This is a genomic window from Thauera sp. SDU_THAU2 (genome assembly GCF_038260575.1).
Classification (GTDB): Bacteria; Pseudomonadota; Gammaproteobacteria; order Burkholderiales; family Rhodocyclaceae; genus Thauera.
In genome coordinates this window covers 3,064,002-3,079,230 of the sequence record NZ_JBBWUN010000003.1, presented here as the reverse complement: position 1 = coordinate 3,079,230, position 15,229 = coordinate 3,064,002, and the positions used below count along the sequence as shown (strand labels likewise).

The window sequence follows — 15,229 nt, the reverse complement described above, 5'->3', positions numbered from 1 at the left end:
GCCATGACCGTCATGACCGCCCCCGCCGCCGCCGTGGCGGCACCCGTTCCCGCGGCAGCGCCTGCCGTTGCCGCTGCAGGGCCGGCCTGGCAGCCGGTCTGCGCGCTGGACGACATCTGGCCCGACACCGGCGTGTGCGCGCTGCTGGGCGGCCGCCAGATCGCCGTCTTCCGACTGACCGACGACAGCCTCTACGCCATCGACAACCACGACCCCAACAGCGGTGCCAACGTGCTGTGGCGCGGCATCGTCGGCGACCTCGGCGGCGAGCCGGTGGTGGCCTCGCCGATCTACAAGCAGCACTACCGGCTGCGCGACGGCGGCTGCATCGAGAACCCGGACACGCCGCTCGCCACCTGGGCCGTCGAACTGCGCGGCGGCACGGTATGGGTCGAAGCCTGAGGCCGAGACCATGATGCCGGCGGCCAGCGTGGTGAAATCCGTCTGCCCCTACTGCGGCGTGGGCTGCGGCCTGCGCATGGAGGTGGCGGACGGCAAGGTGGTGAAGGTCAGCGGCGACAAGTCGCACCCGAGCAATTTCGGCCGCCTGTGCACCAAGGGCAGCACCTGCGCCCAGCCGATCGACGATCCGGGGCGGCTGAGCCACGCCTACCTGCGCAGCCGGCGCGAGCAGGACCCGGTGCCGGCCGCGATCGACCAGGCCATCGCCGAAACCGCCGGCCGCCTGCGCCGCATCGTGGAGCGCGACGGGCCGGACGCCATCGCGCTCTACGTCTCCGGCCAGATGTCGCTGGAAGCGCAGTACCTCGCCAACAAGCTCGCCAAGGGCTGGATCGGCACCCGCAACATCGAGTCGAATTCGCGCCTGTGCATGGCCGGCGCCGGCAGCGGCTACAAGCTCTCGCTGGGCTCGGACGGCCCGCCCGGCTCCTACCAGGACTTCGACCGCGCCGAGCTGTTCTTCGTCATCGGCGCCAACATGGCCGACTGCCACCCGATCCTGTTCCTGCGCATGATGGACAGGGTCAAGGCCGGCGCGCGGCTGATCGTCGTCGATCCGCGGCGCAGCGCGACGGCGGAGAAGGCCGACCTGTTCCTGCAGATCACGCCGGGCACCGACCTGGCCCTGCTCAACGGCCTGCTGCACCTGCTGGTCGCCAACGGCCGCATCGACCAAGCCTTCATCGCCGAATTCACCGAGGGCTGGGAGGCGATGCCCGGTTTCCTCGCCGACTATCCGCCGGCGACCGTCGCCCGCATCACCGGGCTTGCCGAGGACGACATCCGCAAGGCCGCCGACTGGATCGGCCAGGCGCCGGAGTGGATGAGCTGCTGGACCATGGGCCTGAACCAGAGCACGCGCGGCACCTGGCATACCAATGCCCTCTGCAACCTGCACCTGGCCACCGGCGCGATCTGCCGCCCGGGCAGCGGACCGTTCTCGCTGACCGGCCAGCCCAATGCGATGGGCGGGCGCGAGATGGGCTACATGGGGCCGGGCCTGCCGGGCCAGCGCTCGGTCCTGTCGGCGCCCGACCGTGCCTTCGTCGAGCAGGCCTGGAAGCTGCCCGCCGGCAGGCTGCGCGCGGAAGCGGGCGGCGGCACGGTGGCGATGTTCGAGGACATGGCTGCCGGCCGGATCAAGGCCTGCTGGATCATCTGCACCAACCCGGTGGCCACCGTGCCCGACCGCGGCAAGGTGATCGCCGGCCTGCAGGCGGCCGAATTGGTGATCACCCAGGACGCCTTCCTCGACACCGAGACCAACCGCTACGCCGACATCCTGCTGCCGGGTGCGCTGTGGGCCGAAGCCGACGGCGTGATGATCAACTCCGAACGCAGCATGACGCTGGCGCAGCAGGCCGTGGCGCCGCCCGGCGAGGCGCTGCCGGACTGGCAGATCATCGCCCGCGTGGCCTGTGCGATGGGCTACGGCGACGGCTTCGGCTACGCCTCGGCGGCCGAAGTGTTCGAGGAGATCAAAGGCTTCTGGAACCCGAAGACGGGTTACGACATCCGCGGCGCCAGCCACGAACGCCTGCGCCAGGGCCCGCTGCAATGGCCTTGCTCGCCGGACGACGGACAGGACCGCCATCCGCTGCGCTACATCAACGACGGCGTGAGCCAGGCGCTGAGGCTGGCGCCGGACGGGCAGCGGCCGCGGCTGGCCTTCGCCACCGACAGCGGCAGGGCCGTCTTCTTCGCCCGGCCGTGGCTGCCGCCTGCCGAACTGCCGGACGAGGATTTCCCCTTCGTCCTCAACACCGGCCGCCTGCAGCACCAGTGGCACACGCTGACCAAGACCGGCAGGATCGCCACGCTCAACAAGCTCAATCCCGGCCCCTTCCTCGAGCTTCATCCCGAAGACGCGAAGCGGCTCGGCATCGCGGCCGGAGACCGGGTGGAAGTGCGTTCGCGCCGCGGCTGTGCCGTGCTGCCGGCCAGCATCAGCGAGCGGGTGCGTGCGGGCAACTGCTTCGCTCCTTTCCACTGGAACGACGTGTTCGGCGACAGGCTGGCGATCAACGCGCTGACCAGCGACGCGGTGGATGAGATCTCGCTGCAGCCCGAACTCAAGTTCTGTGCCGTTTCGCTGCTGCGCGTGACGAGGGAAGCGGCGGCAGGTACTGCCGCTGCCGGCGGCTGGCGCGAGACCCGGGCCGTGCCGCAGGCGGCGGCAACTGCAACCATGCTTGCAGGCGCGGCTGCGCCCGGGCAAGCCATCGAGGAACTGGACATGCAGCACATCGACGCCCTGGCCGGGCTGCTCGGCCTCGACGGCGCTCCGCCGCCCACCCTGGACGCTCATGAGCGCCTCTACCTGCAAGGCTATCTCGCGGCACTGCGCACCGAGGCCGCGCGCAGCGCCGGCGGTGTTCCGGTACTGCCGCCCAGTGCTCCACTGGAAGCATCGAAGCGCCTGTTTCTCGACGGCATGCTGGCCGGGCTCTTCGCCCGCAGCCGGATCGGCGAGGCTTTGCCGGCGCCGGCGGCTGCGGGCGGCGGTGCCGGCGATGTTGCTGCACGCCAACCGGTACTGGTCCTGTGGGCATCGCAGACCGGCAATGCCGAGGCCTGGGCGGTGCGATGCGCCGAGCGCCTGGAACAGGCAGGCCATGCCGTCACCGTGCTCGGCATGGATGCCGTCGGTCCGGAGCGGCTGGCTGCAGCACCGCGTGTGCTGCTGCTGGCCAGCACCTTCGGCGACGGCGATCCGCCCGACAACGGCGGCGCGCTGTGGGAGGTGCTGTGTGCCGATAGGGCGCCCCGGCTGGCCGGCACCGAGTTTGCCGTGCTGGCGTTCGGCGACTCCAGCTACGACCAGTTCTGCGGCTTCGGCCGCAAGCTCGATGCCCGCCTGGAGGCGCTCGGCGCGCACCGGCTGCTGCCGCGCGTCGACTGCGAGCCGGACGACGAAGGCAAGGCGACGGCCTGGCTGGAAGGCGTCGTCGAGGCCTGGGCCGAGGTGGCTGAGCCGGCTGCCTTGCACGCAGCCGAACCCGCCGCTGTATTCGCCGGAGTGGCGGATGCCGGCGAGCCGGCGGGGTTGCCGGCTGCGCTCCAGCCGGCAGCCGCGCCGGCTCCGCAGCCCGGTCGCACCGCGTCAGGCCATGCAGCACCCGGCCTGACGCGGCCCGGCCGGGACTCACCGCAGCCCGTCCGCCTGAAGCTCAACCGCCTGCTCAGCGGCGCCGGCGCGGGCAAGGAGGTGCGGCAGTTCGTGTTCGATGTGTCCGGCTCCGACCTGGCGCGGCCCGGCCTAGCGCGGCCCGGCCTGGATTACGAGGCCGGCGATGCGCTGGGCGTGTGGCCGAGCAATTGTCCGGAGCGCGTCGCGGAGTTGCTGGCGGTGCTGAAGCTGCCGGCCTCGGCGCCGGTGAGCGTCGACGGCCGCGGCGAGATGGCGCTGGCCGACGCGCTGGTGCGCCACTTCGACATCACGCGCATCACGCCGGATCTGCTGCGCTTCGTCTGCGAGCGCTCGGCCAGTGCGGAACTCGCCCGCCTGCTCGGCGACGAGGCGCTGAAGGAGTGGCTGCGGGGCCGGCAGATCACCGATCTGCTGCTGCAGTTCCCGATCGAGGTGGAGGCCGGTCAATGGCTGTCGCTGCTGAAGCGGCTGCAGCCGCGGCTGTATTCGATTTCATCCAGCCCCAAGGCCTGCCCCGGCGAGGTGCATCTGACGGTCTCGACCGTGCGCTACGCCTGCGCGGGCCGGCCGCGCGGCGGTGTGTGCTCGACCTTCCTCGCCGACCGTGCGCAGCACACCGAGGTGCCGGTCTTCGTGCAGCGCTCGGCCCATTTCCGCCCGCCGCAGGATCCCGCCGCGCCGATGATCATGGTCGGCCCCGGCACCGGCATCGCGCCCTTCCGCGCCTTCCTGCAGGAGCGCCGTGCCATCGGTGCCGGCGGGCGCAACTGGCTACTGTTCGGCGAGCAGCATGCGGCGACCGACTTCTACTACCGCGACGAGCTCGAAGCCATGCTGCGCGACGGCAGCCTGCACCGGCTCGACACCGCCTTCTCGCGCGACCAGGCGGAAAAGATCTACGTCCAGCAGCGCATGATCGAGCACGGTGCGCAGCTGTGGGCATGGCTGCAGGAGGGGGCTCATTTCTACGTCTGCGGCGACGCCGCACGCATGGCGCGCGACGTCGATGCCGCGCTGAAGCAGGTGGTGGCCAGCCACGGCGGCATGAGCGCCGAGCGCGCTGCCGAATGGGTGGGAAGCCTGGGCCGGGAAAGGCGTTATCTGCGTGACGTGTATTGAGCACGAGCGGCGCGGACCTGTCGTTCGCGTGCGCTTCCGGCCGCAGCAGAAACGTCTTCGTGGCAGCGCGCTAGACCATCGCCAGGAAGTCCTGCCATTCCTCGATCGGCAAGGGCTTGCCGAACAGGTAGCCCTGAAAGAAATCACAGCCGTGCAGGCGCAGGAATTCGCGCTGGATCGGTGTTTCGACGCCTTCGGCGACCACTTCCAGGTTCAGGGCGTGGCTCATCGACAGGATGGCGAGCACGATGGCCTCGCTGCCTTCGTCCCTGGCCATGTCGTGGATGAAGGACTTGTCGATCTTCAACTGGGCGAAGGGCAGGCGCTTGAGATAGGACAGCGAGGAGTAGCCGGTGCCGAAATCGTCCAGTGCGAACTGGATGCCGAATTCGCGCAGCTGGTTCATGCGGGTGATGCTCTGGTCGAGATCGTCGAGAATCGCGCTCTCGGTCAGCTCGAGCTTCAGCCGGGACGGGTCGGCGCCCGCTCTCTCGACCGCGCTGCGCACGAGGTTGACGAAATCCGCCTGGCGGAACTGCCGCGCGCAGACGTTGACCGAAATCGACAGGTGGCGGGTCGCCGCCGACTGCTGCCAATGCGCGAGTTGCGCGCAGGCGGTGTCGAGCACCCACTGTCCGATCTGCACGATCAAGCCGGTGTCCTCGGCGAGCGGAATGAACTCGGCCGGCGAGATGATCGTTCCGTCCGGGCCGGACCAGCGGATCAGGGCTTCGGCGCCGGCGGGCCGGCCCTGGCGATCGACCTGGGGCTGGTAGAGCAGGTGGAAGCCGCCGTTGTCGAGCGCCGCGCGCAGGCCGATCTCCATGCGCGTGTGCGCATCGACCACGGCCTGCATCGCCGGGTTGAAGAAGCGGATGGCGTTGCGGCCGTCTTCCTTCGCCGAGTAGAGCGCGACTTCGGCCTGCTTCAGCAGTGTTTCGGGTGAGGAGGCGTGGCCGCGGAAGAGGCTGATGCCGACGCTCAGCGTCGCATAGTAGGGGCCTTTCTGCGTGCCGCCCAGCTGGTAGGGGGCATCCAGTTCCTTGTGCAGTTTCTTGGCGATCAGTTCGGCACGGGCAATGGCGTCGGCCTCGCTGGCGCCGATGTTCTCGATGATGATGGCGAAATCGTCGTCGCCGTGGCGGGCGACGGTGTCGTCCTCGCGCACGGCTGCCTGCAGCCGCTCGCTGAGCGCCTTCAGCAACTGGTCGCCGCTGCTGTGGCCGAGGGAGTCGTTGAGCTTGCGGAAGCGGTCGATGTCCAGCAACAGCAGCATGCCCCAGACTTCGTTGCGGCTGCTGACGCGGATCGCCTGCTCGAGGCGGTCGCGCAGCAGCGCGCGGTTGGGCAGTCCGGTCAGCGCATCGTAGTAGGCGAGGCGATGCAGCAGGGCTTCGGACTGCTTGCGCTGGGTGATGTCTTCCTTGACCGCGACGTAGTGCGTGATCGTGCCGTCGGCCTGCTTGATCGGCGCGATCGTGGCCAGTTCGAGATAGCCTGAACCGTCCTTGCGGGAGTTGTGGAATTCGCCGCGCCAGACTTCGCCGCGGGTCAGCGTGTCCCACAGCTCCGTGTAGGTTTCCCGCGGTGTTCTGCCGGTATTGAGGATGCGCGGATTGCGGCCGATGACTTCTTCGCGGCCGTAGCCGGTGATGCGCAGGAAGGCGTCGTTGACGTATTCGATGCGGGCGTTGGTGTCGGTGATGACGACGCATTCCGGGCTTTGCTCGATGGCCATCGACAGCCGGCGCAGTTCGGCGTCGCGCCGCTGGATTTCCGCGGCCATGTGGTCGATGCCGGCGCTGACGTCGTCCAGTTCCTCGACTTTCGCGCCATGGCCGATGCGGGTGTCCAGTTCGCCGGCGGCAATCCGTGCCACCGCGATGCGGATGCGCGAAGTCCATACTTCGATCAACTGATAGATGTACAGACGGGCCACCAGTGCCGACAGCAGGGCGACGGCGGCGAAGATCGCCAGATGGATCTGGAAGCGCCGGTCGACTGCGCTGAGCGAGCGCTCGAGCGGGGCGCCGATCGCGATGAGATCGTTCGCCGAGGTGAAGCCGGGAGAGGTGACGCCGTACAGCCGGCGCTTGCCGTCGGGGCCGGTCAGTTCGGCGATGCCGCCTGCCGTCGTCTGCGTGTGACGCAGATGCGCCAGTTCGTCCGCCGTGAGGACATGGTCCTGCCATTGCTCGGGGTTGGGATAGTGCGCCAGGATATGGCCGCGCTGGTCGACCATGCTGGCTTCCCAGCCCGGCGGCAGCTTGAAGTCCTCGATCAGGCTGTTGAGCCAGTTCAGTGACAGCGTCGCGAATACGAGGCCGGTCGTCTTGCCTTCGGGGCCGCGCAGCGGGTAGCCGAACATGAGTACGGGTTTGTTCGAGATGCGGCCGATGTAGGATTCGCCGTGGGAGATGCCCTCGCCGTTGAGCGTGGCCTGGAACCAGGCGCGGTCGGCGATGTTCACGTTCTTGCGTCCGGGCAGTGCGCTGCAGAAGATCTGACCGTCCGAGTGGGCCGCACCGATGTTCATGACGTCTTCCATCGATGCAAGCACGCGCTGGGCGACATCTTCGCAGGCGGCGCCGTCGAGCGAGCTCAAGTCGTTCGAGCGGGCCATCAGCTGAAGCGCGAGGCCCACGTTCTGGTGGGCCTTGTCGGCCTCCCTGCGGGCGGCGGACAGATACTGGAAGATTTCCTCGTGCGCACGTTCGATGGTTCGCGTGCGCTGCTGGTGGTAGTCGGCCAGCACGAACATCAGCACTGGTGCCAGGGCGAGGCCGATCGTCAGCCACAGCCGCAGACGCAGTGAATTGCGGATCATCTTGCCTCTTGGGGAAACGTTGGTCGGCAGGCGGGGGCATTGTCCGTCGTAGAGCTGCGCAATATGCCCCAAAATGGGTAGCCCTGTCCTGTCGGGACTGCCCGGGGCTGCCGAGTACGTCACGGTCTGTGGGCGCTCGGCGTGTTATTCCCCGCCTCGTCCCCCTACTTGAGCCGGAAGCCGCGTGTGCGCAGCGCCTCGACCAGGCGGTCGCGGCCGGACAGGGTCTGCGGCCCGGCGATGCGCTTGGTCGAATGCACGGCCCAGGTGCCGCGCACGTTCATGCGCTGTTCGTCGTAGAAGCGGGCCATCGCGGCGTTGTAGGCTTCGATGCCGCTGTCCTGTGCCGCCAGCGAGTACTTTTCATGGTGCAGCACGACCGATTGCGGCGGGCGCGGCTTGACCGCCGCGTGATGTGCCGGATCGGGGTGGCCGACGCACATGCCGAACACCGCGACCACGCGCTGGGGCAGGGCCAGCAGCTCCGCGACCTTCTCGGGCTGGTTGCGCATGCCGCCGATATAGACCGTGCCGAGCCCCAGCGACTCGGCAGCGGCGGCGGCGTTCTGTGCCGCGAGCGCGGCATCGATGACACCGACGAGGAACATCTCGGTGTAGTCGAGGGCTTCGGCCGGGCGTCCGGCGGCTTCGGCGACATGGGCCAGGCGGGCGAGGTCGGCGAGCCACACCAGTTGCAGCGGCGCGTCGCGGACGTGGGCCTGGTCGCCGGCGCATTCGGCCAGGGCGGCGCGCGTGGCCGGATCGCGCACGGCGATGACGCTCCAGGCCTGCAGATTGGACGAGCTGGCGGCCGACTGCGCGGCGGCGATGATGGCGGTCAGCATGTCGTCGCCGACGGGGTCGGGCAGGTAGCCGCGCACCGAGCGGTGGTCGAGAAGCTGTTCGATCAGAGGGGTGCAAGCCATCTCGGGGGTGGCGCTCGCGTCGTTGCCGTAGCGGGCGCGAAGGCGCTGCTGGACGAGGGACATCGGTTACTCCGGTCGTTGTCGCAAGGCCGCAAGTATGGCGCCGCGGCGGCGCTTCGGCGAGCCGTCGGGCAGGTCTCTTCGACAAGCCATTCGGCAAGCCTCTTCGAAAGTGCGGGGGAAGGATGGCGTCCGCCGTGGCCCCACCCTGCGCTGTGGTTTGATTTCAGGTTTGTATTACGTTAACGTCAACGTAATAAATGATAAGAGCAGACATGCGATCGCATGATTGCCGGCAGCTTTCGACGACAACGAGGAGGAGAGGCACCATGAGTGCTGCTGAATTCATCGCCGCGCGCGATTTCCTGCTGCGACACCGCAGCGACTACGCCACCGCCTACGCCGGCTTCAAGTGGCCGAAGCTGACGGCGTTCAACTGGGCACTGGATCACTTCGATGTGCTCGCCCGCGGCAACAACGATCCGGCGCTGTGGATCGTCGAGGAGGATGGCCGCGAGTCGAAGCTGAGCTTTGCCGAGATGTCGGCGCGTTCGAACCGCGTCGCCAACTGGCTGCGCGGGCAGGGCGTCGAGCGCGGCGACCGCATCCTGATCATGCTCGGCAACGAAGTGCCGCTGTGGGAAACCATGCTGGCGGCGATCAAGCTCGGCGCGGTGGTGATTCCCGCCACCACGCTGCTGACACCGGACGACCTGGTCGACCGGCTGGAGCGCGGCCAGGTCAGGCACGTGGTCATCGGCTCGGCTCATACCGACAAGTTCGAGAAGCTGGCGGGTGCGTTCACCCGCATCGCCGTGGGCGGCGCGCCGGCCGGCTGGAAGGCCTTCGAGGATGCCGCCGCCGAGTCCGAGGTCTTCACCCCGGAGGGCGTCACCCGCGCGGACGATCCGCTGCTGCTGTACTTCACCTCGGGCACCACGTCCAAGCCCAAGCTCGTGCTGCACACCCACCAGTCCTACCCGGTCGGCCACCTATCGACGATGTACTGGATCGGCCTCAAGCCCAACGACCGCCACATGAACATCTCCTCGCCGGGCTGGGCCAAGCATGCCTGGAGCTGCTTCTTCGCCCCCTGGAATGCCGGCGCCTGCGTGTTCCTGTACAACTACGGCCGCTTCGACGCCCGGGCGCTGCTCGACGTGCTGGTGAAGTACGAAGTCTCCACGATGTGCGCCCCGCCGACCGTATGGCGCATGCTGATCCAGCAGGATCTCGCCGCGGTGAAGACCCGCCTGCGCGAGCTGATCGGTGCCGGCGAGCCGCTGAACCCCGAGGTCATCGAGCAGGTGAAGAAAGCCTGGGGCATCACCATCCGCGACGGCTACGGCCAGACCGAGACGACGGCGCAGATCGGCAACACGCCCGGTCAGCCGCTCAAGCCCGGCTCGATGGGCCGGCCGCTGCCCGGCTACAGGATTGCGCTGCTCGACGCCGACGGCAATCCGGTCGACGAAGGCGAGATTTCGCTGGTGACGGGCGAGCACCGACCGACCGGGCTGATGGTGGGTTATGCGGGCGACGAGGCCAAGACCGCCGAAGTGATGCGCGATGGCCACTACCGCACCGGCGATGTCGCCAGCATCGATGCCGATGGCTACATCACCTACGTCGGCCGTGCCGACGACGTGTTCAAGGCTTCCGACTACCGGATCAGCCCGTTCGAGCTGGAAAGCGTGCTGATCGAGCATCCGGCGGTGGCCGAGGCCGCGGTGGTGCCGAGCCCCGATCCGCTGCGCCTGGCCGTGCCCAAGGCCTTCGTGATCCTGGTCGGCGGGCAGCAGCCGAGCAGGGAACTGGCCAGGGACATCTTCGCCTTCACCCGCGAGCGGCTGGCACCGTACAAGCGCATCCGCCGCCTGTCCTTCGCCGACCTGCCCAAGACGATCTCGGGCAAGATCCGCCGTGTCGAATTGCGCAAGGCCGAAGAGGCCCGCGATCAGGAGGCCCGCGGCGAACTCGAGTTCTTCGAGGAGGATTTCCCCGAGCTCAAAGGCTGAGCATCGGGCCCCACATGGCCGGCATGCTGCTACAATGCCGGCCGTGGCGGGTCTCCCCGCATTGCAGCGCGGTGAATCTGGTCAGGGCCGGAAGGCAGCAGCCACAGCCGTTCCCTGCGAGTGCCGGGGGTCGGGCTCGCCACCCCGAATCCGCAAAGCCGAGGATGCTCCGTCGTGGAGCGCCTCGGCTTTTTCACGTTCCGGACGGGCAGCCTGGGAATCGCGCCCGGCGCCGCCGTGAGGGCCCGGTTTTCAGCCGAGCAGGCCGTCCAGCAGCATCATCGTGACGAAACCGAGGATCAGCCCGCCGGTTGCCAGGGTTTCGCGGCCCCGGCGATGCGATTCCGGAATGATTTCGTGGCTGACGACGAACAGCATCGCCCCTGCCGCCGCTGCCAGCCCCCATGGCAGGATCTCCGCGGAAGCGGAAACCGCCATCGAACCGGTGATCGCGGCAATCGGCTCGATCAGGCCGGATGCGGTGGCGACGACGAAGGCGAACATGCGGCTGTAGCCGGCTGCGGCGAGGGCGATGGCGACGATCAGGCCTTCGGGCACGTTCTGCAGCGAGATGCCTGTGGCGACGGCGCTGCCGCTACCGGCCTGCAGTTCGCCGAGTCCGGATGCCACGCCGATGGCCAGGCCTTCGGGGATGTTATGTACCGCGATCGCGAACACGAACAGCCATGCCGAGCTACCGTTGCGCACGTCGCTGGGTCCTGCCCGGGAGGGCGTGTGGGAGTGGGGCAGCAGACGGTCCATTGCCAGCAACAGCAGGGCGCCGGTCAGCAGTCCGGTTGCCACCAGCATGCCGGCGCCGGATGGTCCCAGGCCTTGCGCCTGCGCCGCCTCGAAAGCCGGCAGCAGCAGCGAGAACAGGCTGGCGGCCAGCATCACGCCGGCGCCGAAGCCGAGCAGCATGGCTTGCATGCCGGCGCCGATCTTGCGCAGCGTCAGCACCGGCAGCGCGCCCAGCGCCGTGGCGCCCGCCGCCATCGCACCGCCGGACAGCGCAGCGGCGAGCGGCAGCTCGAAACCGTCGATGCCGCGCAGCGCCTGGGCCGCCAGGACGGCAAGGCCGGTGAGCGTGATCATCCAGCCGGCGAGCGCACGCGCGACGCCGGCGGGGCTGGCGGGCTGGAGGTGCAGACGGGCGACTTCGGCAACCATGGACGGATTCCTTCTGATCGATGCGCTGGGTGGAAACGGTGCGGCCGGCGAGGTGCGGCCGGCGAGGCGCTAGAGCGTCTGCGCAAATTCGGCGCACACCTGGCAGAACAGTTCGAACAAGGCGTCGATGTCAGAGCGGAATGGGTTCATGGGGTTCATGGCCGGTTCCTCCTGGATTCCTTGGACTCGATACAAGGATAGGATCGGGAGCTTGATAGTTCAAATTGATAAGAAAAATGATGGCGATCCTTGTTGGCTATCGATCGGCATTTCGGCCGCTCGCATGATCGGCACCGGACGGGGCGTCCTGCTCTGCTAGAATCGGGCGCCATGAGCTATCAGGTCCTTGCGCGCAAGTGGCGGCCGAAGTCCTTCGGCACGCTGGTCGGTCAGGAGCACGTCGTGCGGGCGCTGACGCATGCGCTCGCCACCGGCAGGCTGCACCATGCCTGGCTGTTCACCGGCACGCGCGGCGTCGGCAAGACCACCATCAGCCGCATCCTGGCCAAGGCGCTGAACTGCGAGACCGGCATCACCGCCGAGCCCTGCGGCGAATGCGAGGCCTGTAAGGCGATCGATGCCGACCGCTTCCCCGATTACGTCGAGATGGATGCCGCGTCCAACCGCGGTGTCGATGACATGGCGGCGCTGCTGGACAAGGCGGTGTATGCGCCGGTGCAGGGCCGCTACAAGGTCTACATGATCGACGAAGTGCACATGCTGACCGGCCACGCCTTCAACGCCATGCTGAAGACGCTGGAAGAGCCGCCCGAGCACGTCAAGTTCATCCTCGCCACTACCGATCCGCAGAAGATTCCGGTCACGGTGCTGTCGCGCTGCCTGCAGTTCAACCTCAAGCAGATGCCGCCCGGCCACATCGTCGATCACCTCACGCGCATCCTGCAGGCCGAGGCCGTGCCGTTCGAGCCGGGCGCGCTGCGCCACCTCGCCAAGGCGGCCAACGGCTCGATGCGCGATGCGCTGTCGCTGCTGGACCAGTCGATCGCGCACGGCGCCGGCAAGGTCGAGGAGGAGCAGGTCACGCACATGCTCGGCACGGTCGGCGACGATCACCTGTATGCGGTGCTCGATGCGCTGGCAGCCGGCAGCGTGGCCGGCCTGATGGCGGTGGCGGACGGCATGGAGGCGCGCAGCCTGTCCTTCGATGCGGCGCTGCAGTCGCTGGCGAGCCTGTTCCATCGCATCGCGCTTGCGCAACATGCGCCGGAGGCCATCGCGGACGAAGTGGAACGTGCCCGCATCGTCGCCTACGTCGGCGCTTTCGATGCCGAATTCCTGCAACTGGCCTACCAGATCGCCATCCACGGCCGCGACGAACTGCCCTTGGCACCGGACGAATACACCGGCTTCGCGATGACGCTGCTGCGCCTGCATGCCTTCCGCCCGGAGCAACCGGCCGCACTCGGCGGCCCCGGCGTGGCGCCTGCGGGCAGCGGCCAGGCCCGCGGCCCGGTGCCGGCTGCCGTCCAGGCGCCGGCGGCATCGCCCGGTGCGCCGGCTGGCGGCACTGCCGCTGCCGCGAATCCGCCTGCTGCACAGGCGTCGCCGTCGCCATCGGCAGGCGCGGCGCCCGGGGCCGGAAGACAGGGCGAGGCCGCCGCGTCGCCGCGCCCCGCCGCAAGCGGCGCTGCCGCATCGCCGTCGCTGGCGAGCTCGCCGACCGCAGGCGCGCCTTCCCGACCGCCTGCAGCGGCGCCCCGGCACGCCGAGGCCGTCGCGCCCAAGCCCGCGGCAGCGGAGACGCCGCAGGGGGACCACGACGTGCCGCCCTGGGAGGATCTGCCGCCGGAAGCCTATGCCGGGGATTATTCCGCTTTCGCCGCGGCGCCCCAGGACGGACCTGCCGCTTCGGCGCCCGACCGCCCGGTGCCGCCGCGCGTCGAAGCGGAGCTGCGGCAAGTGCCTGCGGACGCAGCGCCGCGCGCGGCCGAACCCGATCCGGCGGCGAGCCGGCCGCAGGCAGCCGGTGGCGACGTGGCCGCCTTGCTGGCGATGGGTGACTGGCGCGGCCTGATCAGGGCGCTCGGCCTGAGCGGCCTGATGCGCGAGCTCGCGCAGCATTGCGAATGGCTCGATTTCGACGATGGCGAGTTGCGCCTGCGGCTGTCGAACGCGCATCGCCACCTGTTCGACATGAACCGCGCGGCGGCGGAGCGGCTGCAGGACATGCTCGGCAATGCGGCCGGGCGGGCGCTGCGGGTGCGCATCGAAGTCGGCGACATCGCCGGCGAGACGCCGGCCCAGCGCGACGAGGCCGAGCGCCGTGTGCGCCATGCCGATGCGGTCGCGGCGCTCGAGGCCGACCCCTTCGTGCGCGAACTGATCGAGCGCTTCGATGCGACGCTGGTCGAGAACAGCGTGAAACCCTTGTGAGTGGCGGTGGCTTGCCGCCTTCCTTCCCTCGTTTGAACGATCAATTCCATTGGAGTAGCCAGCATGATGAAAGGCGGAATCGCCGGGCTGATGAAGCAGGCCCAGCAGATGCAGGAAAACATGAAGAAGATGCAGGAGCAGCTCGCTTCGGTCGAAGTCGAGGGGCAGTCCGGCGCCGGCATGGTCAAGGTGCAGATGACCTGCAAGTACGACGTGCGCCGTGTCTCGATCGATGATTCGGTGATGGACGACAAGGAGATGCTGGAGGATCTGGTCGCTGCCGCGCTGAACGACGCGGTGCGCAAGGTCGAAGCCACCACCCAGGAAAAGATGTCGGGCTTCACCGCCGGCCTGAATCTGCCGCCGGGCATGAAGCTGCCGTTCTGAGCGGAGCGGGCGGATGTCGCCTTCCAGCCTCGACGAGCTGATCGAAGCCCTGCGCTGCCTGCCCGGCGTCGGGCCGAAGTCGGCGCAGCGCATGGCCTACCACCTGCTGCAGCGCGATCAGCGCGGCGCCGCGCGGCTGGCCGGCGCGCTCGCCCATGCGCTCGACGTGCTGCGCCACTGCGAGCGCTGCAACACCTTCAGCGAGGAGGCGGTCTGTGCGCGCTGCGCCAACCCGCGCCGCGACGCGTCCCTGCTGTGCGTGGTCGAGATGCCGGCCGATCTGGCGATGATCGAGCAGACGCAGTCCTACAGCGGGCTGTACTACGTGCTGATGGGGCGGCTGTCGCCGCTCGACGGCATCGGGCCGAGGAGTTGCGGCTCGACAAGCTGATCGCGCGCGCGAGCGACGGCAAGGTCCGGGAAGTCATCCTCGCCACCAACTTCACCAACGAAGGCGAGGCGACCGCCCACACCGTCGCTAGCCTGCTGTCGGCGCGCGGGCTGCAAGTCAGCCGCCTGTCGCGCGGCGTGCCGGTCGGCGGCGAGCTCGAGCATACCGACACCGGTACGATCGCCCAGGCGCTGATCGAGCGGCGCGCGGTCTGAGGCATGTGGAGCGAACGGGTTTTGCAATGCAGCAAAAATGCCGTCGGCGATGCTCTGGCGTCGCATCGATGCCACGCGGAAAGCCTTGTTCCGACTGGCGATCCGGCCTTTGCGCTTTCTCTGCTGCGACGACTTCGCTATAATCCCGAAGTTATTTGTATCCGGGTCT

8 protein-coding genes, 1 other RNA gene and 1 pseudogene are annotated in these 15,229 nt (G+C 68.7%); 7 read left to right on the top strand and 3 right to left on the bottom strand.

What is annotated here, in order from left to right; all coding sequences use genetic code 11:
* Window positions 1-3: 3 nt before the first annotated feature.
* Window positions 4-402 (top strand): nitrite reductase small subunit NirD, encoded by a 399-nt coding sequence (nirD, locus tag AAFL97_RS16060; RefSeq protein WP_341645769.1) that lies wholly within the window; start codon window positions 4-6, stop codon window positions 400-402.
* A gap of 10 nt (window positions 403-412) precedes the next feature.
* On the top strand, window positions 413-4,732 hold the full coding sequence (locus AAFL97_RS16055) for a bifunctional nitrate reductase/sulfite reductase flavoprotein subunit alpha (RefSeq protein ID WP_341645768.1): 4,320 nt from the start codon (window positions 413-415) through the stop codon (window positions 4,730-4,732).
* A 70-nt stretch (window positions 4,733-4,802) separates the two neighbouring features.
* On the opposite strand, the gene AAFL97_RS16050 is transcribed toward AAFL97_RS16055, so the two are convergent.
* Complete coding sequence (locus AAFL97_RS16050) at window positions 4,803-7,559, bottom strand: bifunctional diguanylate cyclase/phosphodiesterase (RefSeq protein WP_341645767.1); 2,757 nt, start codon at window positions 7,557-7,559, stop codon at window positions 4,803-4,805.
* Between the two features lie 164 nt (window positions 7,560-7,723).
* Window positions 7,724-8,548 carry an NADPH-dependent oxidoreductase gene (locus tag AAFL97_RS16045; RefSeq protein ID WP_341645766.1) on the bottom strand — a complete coding sequence of 275 codons (825 nt, stop codon included), beginning with the start codon at window positions 8,546-8,548 and terminating at the stop codon, window positions 7,724-7,726.
* A 266-nt stretch (window positions 8,549-8,814) separates the two neighbouring features.
* Here AAFL97_RS16045 and AAFL97_RS16040 point away from each other — a divergent pair, with 266 nt between their 5' ends.
* Both AAFL97_RS16040 and ffs read left to right on the top strand, forming a co-directional pair.
* A complete protein-coding gene (locus tag AAFL97_RS16040) occupies window positions 8,815-10,503 on the top strand; it encodes an AMP-binding protein (RefSeq protein WP_341645765.1) in 1,689 nt (562 codons plus the stop codon).
* A 45-nt stretch (window positions 10,504-10,548) separates the two neighbouring features.
* Window positions 10,549-10,647: signal recognition particle sRNA small type (gene ffs, locus AAFL97_RS16035), an RNA gene on the top strand.
* 108 nt (window positions 10,648-10,755) lie between these two features.
* On the opposite strand, the gene AAFL97_RS16030 is transcribed toward ffs, so the two are convergent.
* Window positions 10,756-11,673 carry a ZIP family metal transporter gene (locus AAFL97_RS16030; protein WP_341645764.1) on the bottom strand — a complete coding sequence of 306 codons (918 nt, stop codon included), beginning with the start codon at window positions 11,671-11,673 and terminating at the stop codon, window positions 10,756-10,758.
* Between the two features lie 330 nt (window positions 11,674-12,003).
* Between AAFL97_RS16030 and dnaX the strand changes: the two genes are divergently transcribed.
* The 3 genes and pseudogenes from dnaX (at window position 12,004) to recR (ending at window position 15,060) form a co-directional block, all read left to right on the top strand.
* Window positions 12,004-14,067 (top strand): DNA polymerase III subunit gamma/tau, encoded by a 2,064-nt coding sequence (dnaX, locus tag AAFL97_RS16025; RefSeq protein ID WP_341645763.1) that lies wholly within the window; start codon window positions 12,004-12,006, stop codon window positions 14,065-14,067.
* 63 nt (window positions 14,068-14,130) lie between these two features.
* Window positions 14,131-14,454: a YbaB/EbfC family nucleoid-associated protein gene (locus AAFL97_RS16020; protein ID WP_263462105.1), complete on the top strand. Its 324-nt coding sequence runs from the start codon at window positions 14,131-14,133 to the stop codon at window positions 14,452-14,454.
* A 13-nt stretch (window positions 14,455-14,467) separates the two neighbouring features.
* Window positions 14,468-15,060: pseudogene (recR, locus tag AAFL97_RS16015) on the top strand (recombination mediator RecR).
* Window positions 15,061-15,229: the final 169 nt, after the last annotated feature.

Excerpts from the sequence above, each read along its gene's own strand:
- nirD (WP_341645769.1), top strand. The coding sequence starts at position 4 with ATGACCGTCATGACCGCCCCCGCCGCCGCCGTGGCGGCACCCGTTCCC.
- AAFL97_RS16055 (WP_341645768.1), top strand. The coding sequence starts at position 413 with ATGATGCCGGCGGCCAGCGTGGTGAAATCCGTCTGCCCCTACTGCGGC.
- AAFL97_RS16050 (WP_341645767.1), bottom strand. The coding sequence starts at position 7,559 with ATGATCCGCAATTCACTGCGTCTGCGGCTGTGGCTGACGATCGGCCTC.
- AAFL97_RS16045 (WP_341645766.1), bottom strand. The coding sequence starts at position 8,548 with ATGTCCCTCGTCCAGCAGCGCCTTCGCGCCCGCTACGGCAACGACGCG.
- AAFL97_RS16040 (WP_341645765.1), top strand. The coding sequence starts at position 8,815 with ATGAGTGCTGCTGAATTCATCGCCGCGCGCGATTTCCTGCTGCGACAC.
- AAFL97_RS16030 (WP_341645764.1), bottom strand. The coding sequence starts at position 11,673 with ATGGTTGCCGAAGTCGCCCGTCTGCACCTCCAGCCCGCCAGCCCCGCC.
- dnaX (WP_341645763.1), top strand. The coding sequence starts at position 12,004 with ATGAGCTATCAGGTCCTTGCGCGCAAGTGGCGGCCGAAGTCCTTCGGC.
- AAFL97_RS16020 (WP_263462105.1), top strand. The coding sequence starts at position 14,131 with ATGATGAAAGGCGGAATCGCCGGGCTGATGAAGCAGGCCCAGCAGATG.